This is a genomic window from Lawsonibacter sp. JLR.KK007, from assembly GCF_036941135.1.
GTDB lineage: Bacteria > Bacillota > Clostridia > Oscillospirales > Oscillospiraceae > Lawsonibacter.
On the sequence record NZ_JAYWSY010000001.1, the window covers coordinates 1,203,188 to 1,215,594 of the forward strand.

The window sequence follows — 12,407 nt, forward strand, 5'->3', positions numbered from 1 at the left end:
CCAAGCGGTCAACATTTTGTTTGGACTAGCTGTATGGGCTAACCGTCAGTAACAGCGCCCTTTTATTTTTATTATACCCAACTCCGTCGCTCTGTCAAGTGTGACAGAGCGGTTTTATTCCGCCTCCACAATCTCAAAGGGGAAGGCAAAATAGCCGTCACCGCCCCAATAGTCGAATACCGCCCGGTATTGGCCGGGGCCCAAATCGTAAGCCGCCAGACCGATCTCCCACTCCGTCCGTCCAGACACAAAGAGCAGATTGGCCGGCTCGTTCTCGGAAGGCTGCTTGGGGAGCACATACCACTGGCCGGACCGCTCCACCTCCAAATAGGGCTTGTCGAGTTCCCCCCGAAAGTCTCCCTGCTCCACGACCTGAATGGTAATACTTCTGGTTCCCTCTGGATACTGATGCTGTTCGGTCAGGCAGGCAATGTCCTCGGAGGGCGGGCCGCTGTGCGGGGAGCGGGACAGCCCGCTGCAGCCGTTTACAAGCAGCAGGAGCGCCAGCGCGGCGGCGGCCAGCCCGATCCCGGCCCGTTTATGGATGCTCCTGTTCACCCTTTTTATCCCCCTTTCCGTTCCGCTTGTCCAGCTCCCGCTTGCCAACGATCACGGCCACAACCGCCGCCGCAGCCAGGATCACCAGCAGGAAAATGTTGTAGGACGCCCAGATCAGGAAGTTCTGGAAGCCCTGACCCAGGCCCCGGAAGCTGGCCTGGAAGCCCGCCGCCATCCGCGCGCCCAGGGAGGCGGTCTCACCCACCTCCTGGGTGACTCGGTTCACCTCGTTGAGGTAGATGTTGAAGGTGGCAAAGCCGATGAGGGCGTCGTACCGGTTCAGGGTGGAGGAATACTGCTCGATCTGGTACTCCACATCGCTGAGAGCGTTCTCCAGGGCGATGATATCCTCCATGGTCTCCGCCCGCTCCAGCAGAGCCAGCAGGCGCTCCTGCTTGGTGCGCTGGGTTTTCAGCCGGGCCTCGGTGTCGTAGTACGCCTCGCCTACGTCCTCGCTGGTCTCGTTTATGCTGGTCACATAGCCCAGATCCCCGGCGCTGGTTACAAATTGGCTGTATTTCTCCGCCGGCACCCGGACCGTGTACTCCCCATTGCGGTTGGCGTTGACGTCCCGCCAGCTGCCGCCGTAACGGCTGGACGTCTCAAAGTAGCCGCCGCAGCTGTCCACCAGCTGGTTCAGGGCGGCCTCGCTCTGGTCAAACTGCTCCGTCTGGATGGACAGCTCCGCCCGGCGGATCAGCTTGGCCCGGGTGTTTTGGTAAACGGAACCGCTCTCAGCCTCTCCCAGAGGTATGTCCGGCTCTGCGGGCGCGAAATCGGCCCCGCCCATGTCCCAATAGTTTTCGCCGCCCCAGCTCTCCTGGAACTCCCCCGAGGGCGCGCCGGGGGTGCTGGGGGCGCTGGACGCAGCCGTGCTGCCGGCCATCGCGCCGCCTCCGCATCCCGCCAGCAGCAGGGCCGCCGACATACACAGGACAAACAGCTTCTGTTTCATAAAAAATCCTCCCTTTCGTTGCGGCTTCTACCCCTATAGACGCAGACCGCTGGGAAAGGTTTCACACTTTTCAAAAAAAATTCATAGGATGGGTAAATTTTTGGAGGTGCATCGCCATGCCCATAATTTATTTATCTCCCAGTACTCAGGACTGGAACCCATACGTCAACGGCGGAACCGAGGAGGAGTGGATGAACCTCCTGGCCGACAAGATGGTCCCCATGCTGGACGCCTCCGGCATCCGGTACAGCCGGAATACCCCGGATATGACCGCCGGATCGTCCATCACCGCCTCCAACGCCGGGAGCTACGACCTCCATCTGGCCCTCCACTCCAACGCCGCCGCCGGGGACATGGCGGGCAGGGCCAGAGGGTCCATCGTCTTCTACTACCCTGGCAGCGCCAACGGCCAGCGGGCGGCAGAACTCATCGCAGATGGCCTGAAGACCATCTACCCCGATCCCAATCTGGTGCGCACCGAGGCCACCACCACTTTGGGGGAGATCGCTCAGGTCACCGCCCCCTCCGTCCTCATCGAGCTGGCCTTCCACGACAATGTGGAGGATGCCAACTGGATCAAAGCCAACCTGGACAGCGCCGCCCGGGTCATCGTGCTGGCCCTGACCGAGTATTTCGGCATCCCCTTCTTCGAGACGGAACACCGCCGCGCCGGGGTGGTAGATGTGGAGTGGGGCAGTCTGAACGTCCGGGCCCGGCCCAACACATCCGCCGCCGTCCTCGCCCAGGCCCCCGACGGGGCCCCCATCACCATCCTCAACACCGCCAACGGCTGGCATCTGGTAAACTACAATGGAACCATCGGCTATGTCAGCGCCGAGTTTGTGACGGTGACCTGAAAGGAGGCTTTTTCGTGGACATCCATGTCGTTCAGCCCGGCGACACCATGTACCGGCTGGCCCAGCAGTACGGCGTCCCCATGGAGCGGCTGATCCAGGACAACCAGCTGGAACAGCCCGCCCAGCTGGTTGTGGGACAGACCATCGTGGTCCAGTACCCCGCGCTGACCCACACGGTCCGGACTGGAGACTCGCTGTATTCCATCGCCCAGATGCACAACACCACCGTGGCCCAGCTGCTGCGGAACAACCCCGCCCTCCAGGGCCGGGACCTGCTCTTCCCCGGTCAAAGCATCGTCGTGCGGTACGACGTCCGGCCCAGCGGCTGTCTCGCCGTAAACGGCTACGCCTACCCCTACATCCAACGGGACCTGCTCCGGTCTATACTCCCCTATCTGTCCCAGCTCACCCCCTTCTCCTACCGCTTTGAAGGGAGCCGCCTGATCCCCCTCCAGGACGAGGCACTGGTCAGCGCCGCCCTCCAAAGCCGCACCGCTCCCCTCCTCTGCCTGGCCAACCTGGACGCCCAGGAGCAGTTTTCCAGCGAGCTGGTCCACCAGCTGCTGTCCAGCGAGATCCAACAGCAGTCCCTCATCGCGGAGCTGATGGAGGCCGTCGACCGCCGGGGCTATCAGGGAATCGACGTGGACTTCGAATACGTCCCGGCGGAGGACGCCAGGGCCTACGCCAGGTTCCTCGCTCAGCTCCGCCAGGTGCTCCGCTCCCGCAGGCTGCCCCTGAGCGCCGCCCTGGCCGCCAAGACCTCCGCCAATCAGCCCGGCCGGCTGTATGAGGGCATCGACTACCATCTGATCGCCCAGGCGGTGGACTTCGCCCTGCTGATGACCTACGACTGGGGCTACCTCAGCGGCCCGCCTATGGCGGTGGCCCCCCTGCCCCAGGTGCGGAAGGTGGTGGAGTACGCCCTTACCGAGTTTTCTCCCGAGCAGCTCTACCTTGGCATCCCCAACTACGGCTACAACTGGCCTCTGCCCTTCCGGGAGGGGAACCGGGCCGTCTCGGTCAACAATGTGGAGGCCGTCCGGCTGGCCTGGAACCGCCACGCCGCCATCCGCTACGACGAGACGGCTCAGGCCCCCTGGCTCCGGTATGTGGATGAACAGGGGGCAGAGCACGAGGTCTGGTTTGAGGACGCCCGGTCCATCCAGGCCAAGCTGAACCTGGCGCTGGAGTACGGCCTGTACGGGGTGGGCTACTGGAACCTGGACCGGCCCTTCCCCCAGAACTGGGTGGTCTTAAATTCCATGGCACAGATCCGCAGCGGGATGTAGCTTTTTCCAGTTTCCCGTGCTATAATAAGTCCGCCAATTTTACAAAAGGAGGACATCCCTATGTCTGTTACCACCGGTTTAAAGGGCCGCGCCGAGACCATTGTCAACAATTCCAACACCGCTCAAGCGGCCTGCTCTGGGGCGCTGCCCGTGTTTGGCACCCCCTTCCTGTGCGCCCTGATGGAAGAGGCTTCCTGGAAATCCATCGCCCCACACCTGGAGGAGGGCCAGGGCACCGTGGGCACCAAGCTGAACGTCAGCCACGACAGCGCCACCCCCGTGGGCATGAAAGTGTGGGCGGAGAGCGAAGTCACCCAGGTGGACGGCAAGCGCATCGTCCTCAAGGTGGCCGCCTACGACGAAAAGGGCCTCATCGGCCAGGGGACCCACGAGCGGTTTATCATCACCAACGACCGCTTCCTGGCTAAGGCCGCCCAAAAACGGGAGGGCTGAGGGATGTCTATCGAAACAGTTCGGGACTACTTCCGTCCTCTGGGCCGGGAGGGGGACATTTTGGAGTTCCCCGTCTCCAGCGCTACGGTGGAGCTGGCCGCCCAGGCGGTGGGGGTGATCCCCGCCCGCATTGCCAAGACCCTGTCCTTTCTGGTGGAAGAGGGCTGCGTCCTCGTTGTGGCCGCCGGAGACGCCAAGATCGACAACAGCAAGTACAAGTCGCTGTTTCACACCAAGGCCAAAATGCTCACCCCGGAGCAGGTGTCCGCCTTCACCGGCCACGCAGTCGGCGGGGTGTGCCCCTTCGCCAACCCGGAGGGGGTACGCACCTATCTGGACGTGTCCCTCCAGCGGTTCGACACCGTCTTCCCCGCCGCCGGGAGCGGGAATTCCGCCATCCAGCTCACCTGTGACGAGCTGGCGGAGTATTCCCACTCCCTGGGCTGGGTGGACGTGTGCAAGGGCTGGCAGGAGACATAAGGTTCACGGGCTTCTCCAGAAATGGAGAAGCCCGTCTTTTACAGCTCCACGCCCCCGGTGGCGATATTTTCCCGAAAAACCCGGTCGTGCTCCACAAAGAGGAGGGTGGGCCGGTACTCCAGCAGCAGCTCCTCAATCTGCATCCGGGAGAACAGGTCGATATAGTTCAGCGGCTCATCCCAGACATACAGGTGGGCGCTCTGGCACAGGCTGGCCGCGATCAGCACCTTTTTCTGCTGTCCGGCGCTGTACTCCCCCATGTCCCGGGAAAAGAGCTCCCTGGAAAAATCCAGCTTGCGCAGGACGGTGAGGAATTGCGTCCGGTCGACCCCCTGTCCCTCCGCCCAGGCGGTCAGGTCCCCCCGCAGGTAGTCTGCCCTCTGAGGCACGTAGGAGATGCTCAGCCCCGACGCCTGCCACAGGGTCCCGATGTGGGGGACCTCCTCCCCCAGAAGCATACGCAGAAGGCTGCTCTTGCCGGAACCGTTGCCTCCGTCCAGACAGAGGCGGTCCCCTGATCCAGTGTAAAGCAGACCGGCTTGCCAGCCATTCCCGGGTAGGTGACAGCCAAATCCCTCCCCTCCAGCAAACGGGCGCTGTGGTAGGTCAGGGGGGTCAGCTTCAGACTGTCCGACCGCTCGATGTCCTTCAGCAGGCCGGACTTCTCCTGGACAGCCCGGTCCGCCCTGCGCTCAATATTCTTCCGCTGCTGCTGGCCCTTTCTGGACTTCTCCCCCAGGTAGGGCCGCAGCCCATGTTTGACAATTCCATCTTTGGAGATGCCGGTTTTAGCCCGCTCCACTGCGTCCGCCTTCTGCCTCCGGTCGGCGGCGGCCCGCTCCAGACGCCGGATCTCCCTCTTCAGCTTCTCGTTCCGGGCGGCCTCCCCCCGGTCCCGGTCCTCTTTGTCCCGAAACCAGCTGGAAAATGTTCCCCGCACCAGCTCCGGGCCGGTGGGGTTCAGGGCCAGGATGTGGTCCACACAGCCGTCCAGAAAGGCCCGGTCGTGGGACACCAGCAAAAAGCCCCGATCCAGTCCCCGCAGATAGTCCGCCACCAGCGCCCGGCCGGGACCGTCCAGATGGTTGGTGGGCTCGTCGATCATGGGGTAAGCCCCCTCGTCCAGGAAGAGGACCGCCAGCAGAGCACGGGTCTGCTCCCCGCCGCTGAGGGTGGCGAAAGGCCGGTCCAGGGCCGTCTCCCCCAGCCCAAGCTTGGACAGCTCCCAGCTCAGCCGCCACTCCTCCTCCGGCGGAACGCCCTCCAGCAGGATATCCAGCGTCCTTCGGGAGGGATCGGCCACCGGACGGGGCCAGCGGATGCAGGGCTGCCGGAGGGAGACGGTCCCCTGACCCTCCAGCTCCCCCGCCAGCAGACGGAGAAGGGTGGTCTTCCCCCGGCCATTGCGGCCCACCAGGCCCAGCTTCCAGTTGGTATCCAGCTGGAGGTCCAGTCCTTCAAACACAGGGGTGTGGTCCCCGTCGTAGGTGAAATGCAGGTTTTGTATGGTAATTTGAGACATCTTCAGCCCTCCTGTCATGCGCGCGAAAAAGCCGCAAGAGGGTCCTTCCTCTCGCGGCGGCAGAAGGGCGCACTGCACCCAGGATGAGCCGGAAGGGGAAGGCTGCGCGTTTCCTCTCGCGGACCCATGACAGAACGGAGCCGTCACAGCGGCTCTGAACAACGTTTCTGTCACAGAATCAGCAAGTGGTCTTGCGCATCTTCCCGCCTCCCATCTGTTTCTTGCACACATTATAGCAAGGGGCCCTCCCGTTGTCAAGCCCCCGCACAACCTACGTCCGCCGGATGATATCCCGCAGGACGTTCACCGCCCCTTCCCTTGCGTGGCTGCCCCCAGCGCTGCAAAGGACACGGCATTGTCTCAAGCTGTAAACTTGTTGAAAGACTGACCGCCAACCGCATAGGACCCGGTTGACCGCCCGCTCAGTTTGGTTACGGCAAACCAAGCGGGCTTTGTCAAGTGTCCCGGCCCATTCCCTGAGGGCCGGGACGCATTGGTTTATTTGGTGCCAAAGATACGGTCGCCCGCATCGCCCAGGCCGGGGACGATATAGGCGTGCTCGTTCAGCTTCTCGTCCACACCCGCCACGTAGATGTCCACATCGGGGTGGTCCTTCTGGATGCACGCGATGCCCTCGGGGGCGGCCAGGACGTTCATCAGCTTGATGTGCTTGCAGCCGTAGCCCTTGATGAAGGTGATGGCGGCGGAGGCGGAGCCGCCGGTGGCCAGCATGGGGTCCAGGACGATCACGTCCCGCTCTGCGATATCGGCGGGCATCTTGCAGTAATACTCCACCGGGCGATGGGTCTCCGGGTCCCGGTACAGGCCGATGTGGCCCACCTTGGCGGAGGGGATCATTTTGATGATGCCGTCCACCATGCCCAGACCCGCCCGGAGGATCGGAACAACCGCCAGCTTCTTGCCCGCCAGTGTCTTGAAGGCGCCGGTGGTGATGGGGGTTTTTACCTCGATATCCGCCAGGGGCAGATCCCGGGTGGCTTCGTAGCACTCCAGGGCAGCGATCTCCGACACGATCTCCCGGAACTCCTTCACGCCGGTGTTCTCGTCCCGGAGGATGGTCAGCTTGTGCTGCAGCAGCGGGTGGTCCAGGATGTGTACCTTTTCGTTATACATGTTTCTGATCCCCTTCTCTTGTAAATTTTGTGTTCTGCTCGCGCTCCAGCCGCTCCCGCTCCGCCTGGGACAAGCGGTGATAGACGGGAGCCAGCTCCGCTCCGGACACCAGGCCGCCGGTCTTCACCAGCTCCTCTGCGGCCCGGGCGACCCCCCAGGCGCTCTGCATCCGCAGATGGACCGGGGCCAGGGTCATGGGAATTTGCTCATTTAGGGTATTATAACACAGCTGAGCCCCGTCGCCAACGGCTATTTTCAAAAATTGGAATTTTTTCAGCTCCTCTCCCAGCTCCTCCAGGGAGATGGCCCGGTCGGGACTGAGCCGCTCCAGATGATCCCCCCGGGCCAGGAACAGGGCGTTATACACCTGCTTGCGCCGGGCGTCCATGGCGCAGACGATGAGCCTGTCCTCCATATGGGCCAGGGGCCAGGCCATGGATTCCAGTGTGGAGCAGGGGGCACAGGGCTTTTCCGCCGCCCAGGCCAGACCCTTGGCGGCCGCCACCCCGATGCGCAGCCCGGTGAAGGAACCCGGCCCGGCAGCTACGGCGATCACGTCCACCGCTTCCAGGGGCTGGCCGCAGTTGTCCAGCATGTCGTGGACCATAGGCAGGAGGGTTCGGCTGTGGGTCAGGCCGCTGCACTGGAAGGACTGGGCCGTCAGCGTCCCGTCCCGGTAAAGGGCGGCGGAGCAGGCCGTTGCCGACGACTCCAAGGCTAAAATGTTCACAGCTCCACCCCCTCTATGACGATCACCCGCTGGCCGTCCTGCTCTCCCCGGCTGATCTCCACCGACAGGGCGTCCTCCTCCAGGGCATCGGACACGTTCTCGCTCCACTCCACGGCGCACACACCGCCCCGCTGAAGGTAGTCCTCCCAGCCAATGTCGAACAGCTCCTCGGAGGAGGCCAGGCGGTACATATCGAAGTGGAACAGGGGCAGGCGGCCCCCCTCGTACTCGTTGACGATGGTGAAGGTGGGACTGGTCACCCGGTCCGTCACCCCCAGCCCGCGGGCCAGGCCACGGGTGAAGGCGGTCTTCCCCGCCCCCAGGTCGCCGGTAAAGGCCACCACCGTCCCCGGCGTCAGCACTGCGGCCAGCCGGGCTCCCAGAGCCTCGGTCTCTTCCTCGCTGTTGGTGACGTATCTCACTGCCGCTCCCCCGTTCACAGAAAATTTTCACGTTCTTAAACATTATAACACAGTTGGGGTTTGCGTTTCCACCAAAATGTGATAAAATATAGAGGTCAATTTTGCCTCCCTCTGAGAGGGAGGCTGATCATCGGAAGCGGAGGTGAGGCCATGTCCTTTCTGTCCCTGCTCTTCTCCCCTATCAAGGAATTTTGGAAAAAAGGCGACATCATTCTGCTGGGGCTGTGTCTGGCTGCCAGTACCTTTGGCTTGGCCCTCATTTTCTCCGCTACCCAGTACCAGAATGCGCCGGGCCAGCTTCTCAACCGGTCGGTAATCGTCCAGGCCATCGCCATCGGCCTGGGGGTCATCGCCTACGTGCTGCTCACCTTTGTGGACTTTCAGCTGTTCACCGAAAAACGGTGGAAGCTGATGCTCCTCGGCAGCATCTTCCTGCTGCTCATGATCCTCACCCCCTGGGGAGTGGAACGCTACGGCAACCGGAACTGGATTCAGATCCCCCATTTTCCGATGATGATTCAGCCCAACGAGATCGTTAAAATCCCTTTTATCCTGATTCTGGCCCTGCTGATCATCACAATCCAGGACCGGGGCTACAGCATCAGCTCCATCCCCTCGGTGATGCAGATCGGCGGCTTCACCGTGTTCACGTTGGGCCTCATCGCGGCTATCTGCGGAGACATGGGAACCTGCTGCGTCTATATCATGATCTTTGCCTTCATGGCCTGGACTGCTGGAGTGAAGCTGCGGTGGTTCGTACTGGTGGGGGGCGGAGCGGTGCTGGCGGCGGTGATTTTCTGGCTGTTCTTTCTGCCTGAGACCCGCTTTTGGACCGATTACCGCATCATGCGTTTCCGGGTGGTCTTTGACCACGACCTGGACCCCAGCAACTACGGCTTCCAGCAGACCAGGGCTATCCTGGCCATCGGCTCGGGCAAGCTGTTCGGACAGGGCTACCTGAAGGGCATCCAGACCCACGCCTCCAACAGCTCCGCCCTCCCCGTCCGGGACAGCGACCTGATTTTTGCCGTCTGCGGTGAGGAACTGGGCATGGTGGGCTGTATGGCCCTGCTGCTACTGCTGTCCGCCATCGTCCTGCGGTGCATCTGGGTCGGCCGCCACGCCAGCTCCCCCTTCTCCGCCTATGTGTGTATGGGGATGGCGGGGATGCTCCTCAGCCAGATCACCTTCAACGTGGGCATGTGCCTGTACGTCCTGCCCGTTATGGGCCTCACCCTCCCCTTCGTCAGCTCCGGAGGGTCGTCCATCATCACCCTGTTCGCCGCTATGGGACTGGTGTCCAGCGTCAAGGCCCGGCCTATGCCCAGTTGGCTCAGGGATCGGAGTAAGGTTTAAATCTTCTCCAGACAGGCATCGGTGAGCTGCACGCCCAGCCGCAAGCCCTGGTAAAACGCCCACAGCGCATGACCCTGAACAGGATCATCTTTCAAATCGTCCGGCCAAAAGGCAGGGTTCGGCTCTGTGACAAAATAGGGATACAGGACTTGTACAATAAAAGGGATCTCGGGTCGCATAGTATTTACCTCCTATAATATGAATTACTTTGACGCAATTATATACGACAAGAGTCTACATGTCAATAGGGGCGAGAGAATGATTTTCAATGAACGGCTAAAACTTCTCCGAAAAGAACACAAACTAACACAAACACAGGTTGCGGAACAGTTATCGGTCACCCTGCGGAACTATCAGCGTTTCGAAGCGGATGGCAACACTCCGAATTATGCAAACTTAATCAAGATTGCCGACATCTTCGATGTCTCCCTCGACTACCTCACCGGCCGCACGGATAAGCGGGAGGTTAACAGATAAGCACAAAAAAGCCCCGCCTGCTGGCGGGGCTTTTTCATGTACAGGCTCACTCGTTGGCGGGGACGTGGATGACCCCCATGGGGCACTCTTTCACGCACAGCTGACAGCCGACGCACTTGTCCTGGTCGATCTTGGCCAGGAAGTTCTCCACGGTGATGGCCTCCTTGGGACAGGCCTTGGCGCACTTCATGCAACCGATACACCCTGCGGTGCAGGCCTTCCGGGTGTCCGCGCCCTTGTCCTTGTTCTGGCAGAGCACCACGGGCTTGCGCTTGTGCTCGGGCACGATGGAGATGACGGCGTTGGGGCAGGCTGCGGCACAGGCGCCGCAGCCGGTACATTTTTCCCGGTCCACCTTGGCGATGCCGTCCACGATGTGGATGGCGTCAAAGGCGCAGGCCCGGGTACAGTCGCCGTAGCCCAGGCAGCCGAACTTGCACATACCGTCGCCGCCGTAGAAGCCCTTGACGGCCTGGCAGCTCTGGATGCCCTGGAACTCGTACTTCTTGCCCGTCTTCCCGCAGGTGCCGGAGCAGGCCACCACGGCCTTCATGGGGACGGAAGCGCCCGCCTCCACGCCCATGATGGCGGCCACCTTAGCGGCGCAGGCCGCGCCGCCGGGGGTACACTTGTTGACGGCGTTGCCGTCCTCCACGATGCTCTTTGCGTAGTCTGCGCAGCCTGCACAGCCACAGGCGCCGCAGTTGGCTCCCGCCAGCACGGCGGTGATCTGCTCCACCCGCTCATCCACAGGGACATACATGAAGATGGAGGCGGCCACCAGGATCACCGCGCCGATCAGGCCGATGACGGTGACGACAATAATTGCCAGTAAAATCGGATTCATAACTTACTCTCCCCCCTGTCAGACTTTGAAGATGGCGTCCACGATACCGCCGAAGCCCATGAAGGACAGGGAGGTAACGGCGGCGGCCACCAAGGTGATGGGCAGGCCCTCGAAGCACTTGGGGGTGACGGCCTGCTCCACCCGGCGGCGCACGCCGGAGAACAGCACCATGGCCACCAGGAAGCCGATGCCCGCGCCGGCGGCGCAGACGATGGACTCCAGGAAGTTGTAGCCGTTGTCCAGATTCAGGATGGTCACGCCCAGGATGGTGCAGTTGGTGGTGATCAGGGGCAGGTACACGCCCAGGGCCTTGTACAGAGCGGGAATAAACTTTTTGAGGAAGTTCTCCAGCAGCTGGACCAGGATGGCAATAATCAGGATGAACACAATCGTCTGGAGGTAGCCCATATCCCGGGCAGTATTTTCAGCGCCCTCGGGCACCAGGATCAGCTTGTAGATGGGCCAGGTGGCGGCGGTGGCCATAACCATGACGAAGGTAACGGCCAGGGACATGCCCACGGCGCTGTCCAGCTTTTTGGACACGCCCAAGAAGGGACAGATACCCAGGAATTTGGCCAGGACGTAGTTGTCCACCAGAATCATGGTAAAGAAGATCGCGGCCAGTTTTACCATTACGCATTACCTCCTTCCACAGCGGGAGCTTCCTTCTTAGGACGGCTGGTCAGCCAGGTGGCCCCGGCCATCAGGATACCGAAGACGAAGAAGCCGCCGGGGGCGCTGGTCATCAGGGAGAAGGTGTCCACACCCTCGGGGATGACCCGGATGGCGAAGTCGGCCCCCAGGGAGGGGATCAGTCCGCCCAGGCCGGCCATCCAGGTGCCGGAACCGATGATCTCACGGATGGAGCCCATAATGGTCAGGGTGATGGTGAAGCCAATGCCCATGCCGATACCGTCCAGGGCGGAGTTCAGGATGTTGTTCTTGGAGGCGAACATCTCAGCGCGGCCCAGGATGATGCAGTTCACCACGATCAGAGGCAGGTACACGCCCAGGGCCTTGTCCAGGTCGGGGACATAGGCCTTGACCACCATCTGCACCACCGACACAAAGCCGGCGATCACGGTGATGTAGCAGGGGATACGGACCTGGTTGGGGATGATGTTCCGCAGGGCGGAAATTACAATGTTGGAGCACAGCAGCACAAAGGTGGCGGCCAGCCCCATGCCGATGCCGTTAGAAGCCATGGTGGTGACGGCCAGGGTGGGACAGGTGCCCAGGACAAGCCGCAGGACCGGGTTCTCGTTCAGAATGCCGTTGGTAAGAATTTTTATTTTACTGTTTTCACTCATCTTGACTCACCTGC

Annotated in this window: 17 protein-coding genes; 6 read left to right on the forward strand and 11 right to left on the reverse strand. The window is 61.8% G+C overall.

Annotation, left to right across the window (positions count from 1 at the left end; genetic code table 11):
• Positions 1 to 114: 114 nt before the first annotated feature.
• Entirely contained in the window at positions 115 to 558 is a 444-nt protein-coding gene (locus VV088_RS06665; RefSeq protein WP_334599998.1) for a hypothetical protein, read from the reverse strand.
• Positions 539 to 1,513 carry a DUF4349 domain-containing protein gene (locus VV088_RS06670; RefSeq protein WP_334599999.1) on the reverse strand — a complete coding sequence of 325 codons (975 nt, stop codon included), beginning with the start codon at positions 1,511 to 1,513 and terminating at the stop codon, positions 539 to 541. Before VV088_RS06670 ends, VV088_RS06665 begins: the two co-directional genes overlap by 20 nt.
• Positions 1,514 to 1,629: 116 nt before the next feature.
• Here VV088_RS06670 and VV088_RS06675 point away from each other — a divergent pair, with 116 nt between their 5' ends.
• The 4 genes from VV088_RS06675 to VV088_RS06690 are packed head-to-tail and all read left to right on the forward strand — an operon-like array spanning position 1,630 to position 4,595.
• Positions 1,630 to 2,370 (forward strand): SH3 domain-containing protein, encoded by a 741-nt coding sequence (locus VV088_RS06675; RefSeq protein WP_334600000.1) that lies wholly within the window; start codon positions 1,630 to 1,632, stop codon positions 2,368 to 2,370.
• Positions 2,371 to 2,384: 14 nt separating this feature from the next.
• Positions 2,385 to 3,662: a LysM peptidoglycan-binding domain-containing protein gene (locus VV088_RS06680; protein WP_334600001.1), complete on the forward strand. Its 1,278-nt coding sequence runs from the start codon at positions 2,385 to 2,387 to the stop codon at positions 3,660 to 3,662.
• Between the two features lie 60 nt (positions 3,663 to 3,722).
• The gene (locus VV088_RS06685) at positions 3,723 to 4,115 is read left to right on the forward strand and encodes a thioesterase family protein (RefSeq protein ID WP_334600002.1); all 393 of its coding nucleotides are present in this window, start codon (positions 3,723 to 3,725) and stop codon (positions 4,113 to 4,115) included.
• 3 nt (positions 4,116 to 4,118) lie between these two features.
• Positions 4,119 to 4,595 carry a YbaK/EbsC family protein gene (locus VV088_RS06690; RefSeq protein WP_334600003.1) on the forward strand — a complete coding sequence of 159 codons (477 nt, stop codon included), beginning with the start codon at positions 4,119 to 4,121 and terminating at the stop codon, positions 4,593 to 4,595.
• Between the two features lie 38 nt (positions 4,596 to 4,633).
• Here the strand turns inward: VV088_RS06690 and VV088_RS06695 are convergent, their stop codons facing one another.
• The 5 genes from VV088_RS06695 to tsaE all read right to left on the reverse strand — a co-directional run bounded on the left by VV088_RS06695 (position 4,634) and on the right by tsaE (position 8,403).
• On the reverse strand, positions 4,634 to 5,053 hold the full coding sequence (locus VV088_RS06695) for an ATP-binding cassette domain-containing protein (protein ID WP_334600004.1): 420 nt from the start codon (positions 5,051 to 5,053) through the stop codon (positions 4,634 to 4,636).
• Complete coding sequence (locus VV088_RS06700; protein WP_334600006.1) at positions 4,996 to 6,117, reverse strand: ATP-binding cassette domain-containing protein; 1,122 nt, start codon at positions 6,115 to 6,117, stop codon at positions 4,996 to 4,998. Before VV088_RS06700 ends, VV088_RS06695 begins: the two co-directional genes overlap by 58 nt.
• A 498-nt stretch (positions 6,118 to 6,615) precedes the next feature.
• The gene (upp, locus tag VV088_RS06705; protein WP_334600007.1) at positions 6,616 to 7,251 is read right to left on the reverse strand and encodes a uracil phosphoribosyltransferase; all 636 of its coding nucleotides are present in this window, start codon (positions 7,249 to 7,251) and stop codon (positions 6,616 to 6,618) included.
• Positions 7,244 to 7,981, reverse strand: a complete 738-nt coding sequence (gene tsaB / locus VV088_RS06710) for a tRNA (adenosine(37)-N6)-threonylcarbamoyltransferase complex dimerization subunit type 1 TsaB (RefSeq protein ID WP_334600008.1) — start codon at positions 7,979 to 7,981, stop codon at positions 7,244 to 7,246. The genes upp and tsaB overlap by 8 nt, the downstream gene beginning before the upstream one ends.
• The gene (tsaE, locus tag VV088_RS06715) at positions 7,978 to 8,403 is read right to left on the reverse strand and encodes a tRNA (adenosine(37)-N6)-threonylcarbamoyltransferase complex ATPase subunit type 1 TsaE (RefSeq protein ID WP_334600009.1); all 426 of its coding nucleotides are present in this window, start codon (positions 8,401 to 8,403) and stop codon (positions 7,978 to 7,980) included. The genes tsaB and tsaE overlap by 4 nt, the downstream gene beginning before the upstream one ends.
• Before the next feature lie 150 nt (positions 8,404 to 8,553).
• Here tsaE and VV088_RS06720 point away from each other — a divergent pair, with 150 nt between their 5' ends.
• The gene (locus VV088_RS06720; RefSeq protein WP_334600010.1) at positions 8,554 to 9,759 is read left to right on the forward strand and encodes an FtsW/RodA/SpoVE family cell cycle protein; all 1,206 of its coding nucleotides are present in this window, start codon (positions 8,554 to 8,556) and stop codon (positions 9,757 to 9,759) included.
• On the opposite strand, the gene VV088_RS06725 is transcribed toward VV088_RS06720, so the two are convergent.
• The gene (locus VV088_RS06725; protein WP_334600011.1) at positions 9,756 to 9,938 is read right to left on the reverse strand and encodes a hypothetical protein; all 183 of its coding nucleotides are present in this window, start codon (positions 9,936 to 9,938) and stop codon (positions 9,756 to 9,758) included. The two genes, VV088_RS06720 and VV088_RS06725, sit on opposite strands and share 4 nt — an antisense overlap.
• A gap of 79 nt (positions 9,939 to 10,017) precedes the next feature.
• On the opposite strand from VV088_RS06725, the gene VV088_RS06730 reads away from it, so the two are divergent.
• Positions 10,018 to 10,236, forward strand: coding sequence for a helix-turn-helix domain-containing protein (locus tag VV088_RS06730; protein WP_334600013.1), 219 nt, complete (start codon positions 10,018 to 10,020; stop codon positions 10,234 to 10,236).
• A 46-nt stretch (positions 10,237 to 10,282) separates the two neighbouring features.
• Here VV088_RS06730 and VV088_RS06735 read toward each other — a convergent pair whose 3' ends face one another.
• From VV088_RS06735 to VV088_RS06745, 3 genes are read right to left on the reverse strand one after another with little or no spacing between them, the layout of a single operon-like run.
• Positions 10,283 to 11,083 carry an RnfABCDGE type electron transport complex subunit B gene (locus VV088_RS06735; RefSeq protein WP_334600014.1) on the reverse strand — a complete coding sequence of 267 codons (801 nt, stop codon included), beginning with the start codon at positions 11,081 to 11,083 and terminating at the stop codon, positions 10,283 to 10,285.
• 18 nt (positions 11,084 to 11,101) lie between these two features.
• A complete protein-coding gene (locus tag VV088_RS06740) occupies positions 11,102 to 11,716 on the reverse strand; it encodes an electron transport complex protein RnfA (protein ID WP_334600015.1) in 615 nt (204 codons plus the stop codon).
• A complete protein-coding gene (locus VV088_RS06745) occupies positions 11,716 to 12,393 on the reverse strand; it encodes an electron transport complex subunit E (RefSeq protein ID WP_334600016.1) in 678 nt (225 codons plus the stop codon). The genes VV088_RS06740 and VV088_RS06745 overlap by 1 nt, the downstream gene beginning before the upstream one ends.
• Between the last annotated feature and the right edge of the window lie 14 nt (positions 12,394 to 12,407).

What these genes read in the sequence shown, in the direction of transcription:
- VV088_RS06725 (WP_334600011.1), bottom strand. Translation starts at nt 9,938, where the DNA reads ATGCGACCCGAGATCCCTTTTATTGTACAAGTCCTGTATCCCTATTTT.
- VV088_RS06735 (WP_334600014.1), bottom strand. Translation starts at nt 11,083, where the DNA reads ATGAATCCGATTTTACTGGCAATTATTGTCGTCACCGTCATCGGCCTG.
- VV088_RS06670 (WP_334599999.1), bottom strand. Translation starts at nt 1,513, where the DNA reads ATGAAACAGAAGCTGTTTGTCCTGTGTATGTCGGCGGCCCTGCTGCTG.
- VV088_RS06690 (WP_334600003.1), top strand. Translation starts at nt 4,119, where the DNA reads ATGTCTATCGAAACAGTTCGGGACTACTTCCGTCCTCTGGGCCGGGAG.
- VV088_RS06745 (WP_334600016.1), bottom strand. Translation starts at nt 12,393, where the DNA reads ATGAGTGAAAACAGTAAAATAAAAATTCTTACCAACGGCATTCTGAAC.
- VV088_RS06730 (WP_334600013.1), top strand. Translation starts at nt 10,018, where the DNA reads ATGATTTTCAATGAACGGCTAAAACTTCTCCGAAAAGAACACAAACTA.
- VV088_RS06720 (WP_334600010.1), top strand. Translation starts at nt 8,554, where the DNA reads ATGTCCTTTCTGTCCCTGCTCTTCTCCCCTATCAAGGAATTTTGGAAA.
- VV088_RS06675 (WP_334600000.1), top strand. Translation starts at nt 1,630, where the DNA reads ATGCCCATAATTTATTTATCTCCCAGTACTCAGGACTGGAACCCATAC.
- VV088_RS06685 (WP_334600002.1), top strand. Translation starts at nt 3,723, where the DNA reads ATGTCTGTTACCACCGGTTTAAAGGGCCGCGCCGAGACCATTGTCAAC.
- VV088_RS06740 (WP_334600015.1), bottom strand. Translation starts at nt 11,716, where the DNA reads ATGGTAAAACTGGCCGCGATCTTCTTTACCATGATTCTGGTGGACAAC.
- VV088_RS06695 (WP_334600004.1), bottom strand. Translation starts at nt 5,053, where the DNA reads ATGCTTCTGGGGGAGGAGGTCCCCCACATCGGGACCCTGTGGCAGGCG.
- VV088_RS06700 (WP_334600006.1), bottom strand. Translation starts at nt 6,117, where the DNA reads ATGTCTCAAATTACCATACAAAACCTGCATTTCACCTACGACGGGGAC.
- upp (WP_334600007.1), bottom strand. Translation starts at nt 7,251, where the DNA reads ATGTATAACGAAAAGGTACACATCCTGGACCACCCGCTGCTGCAGCAC.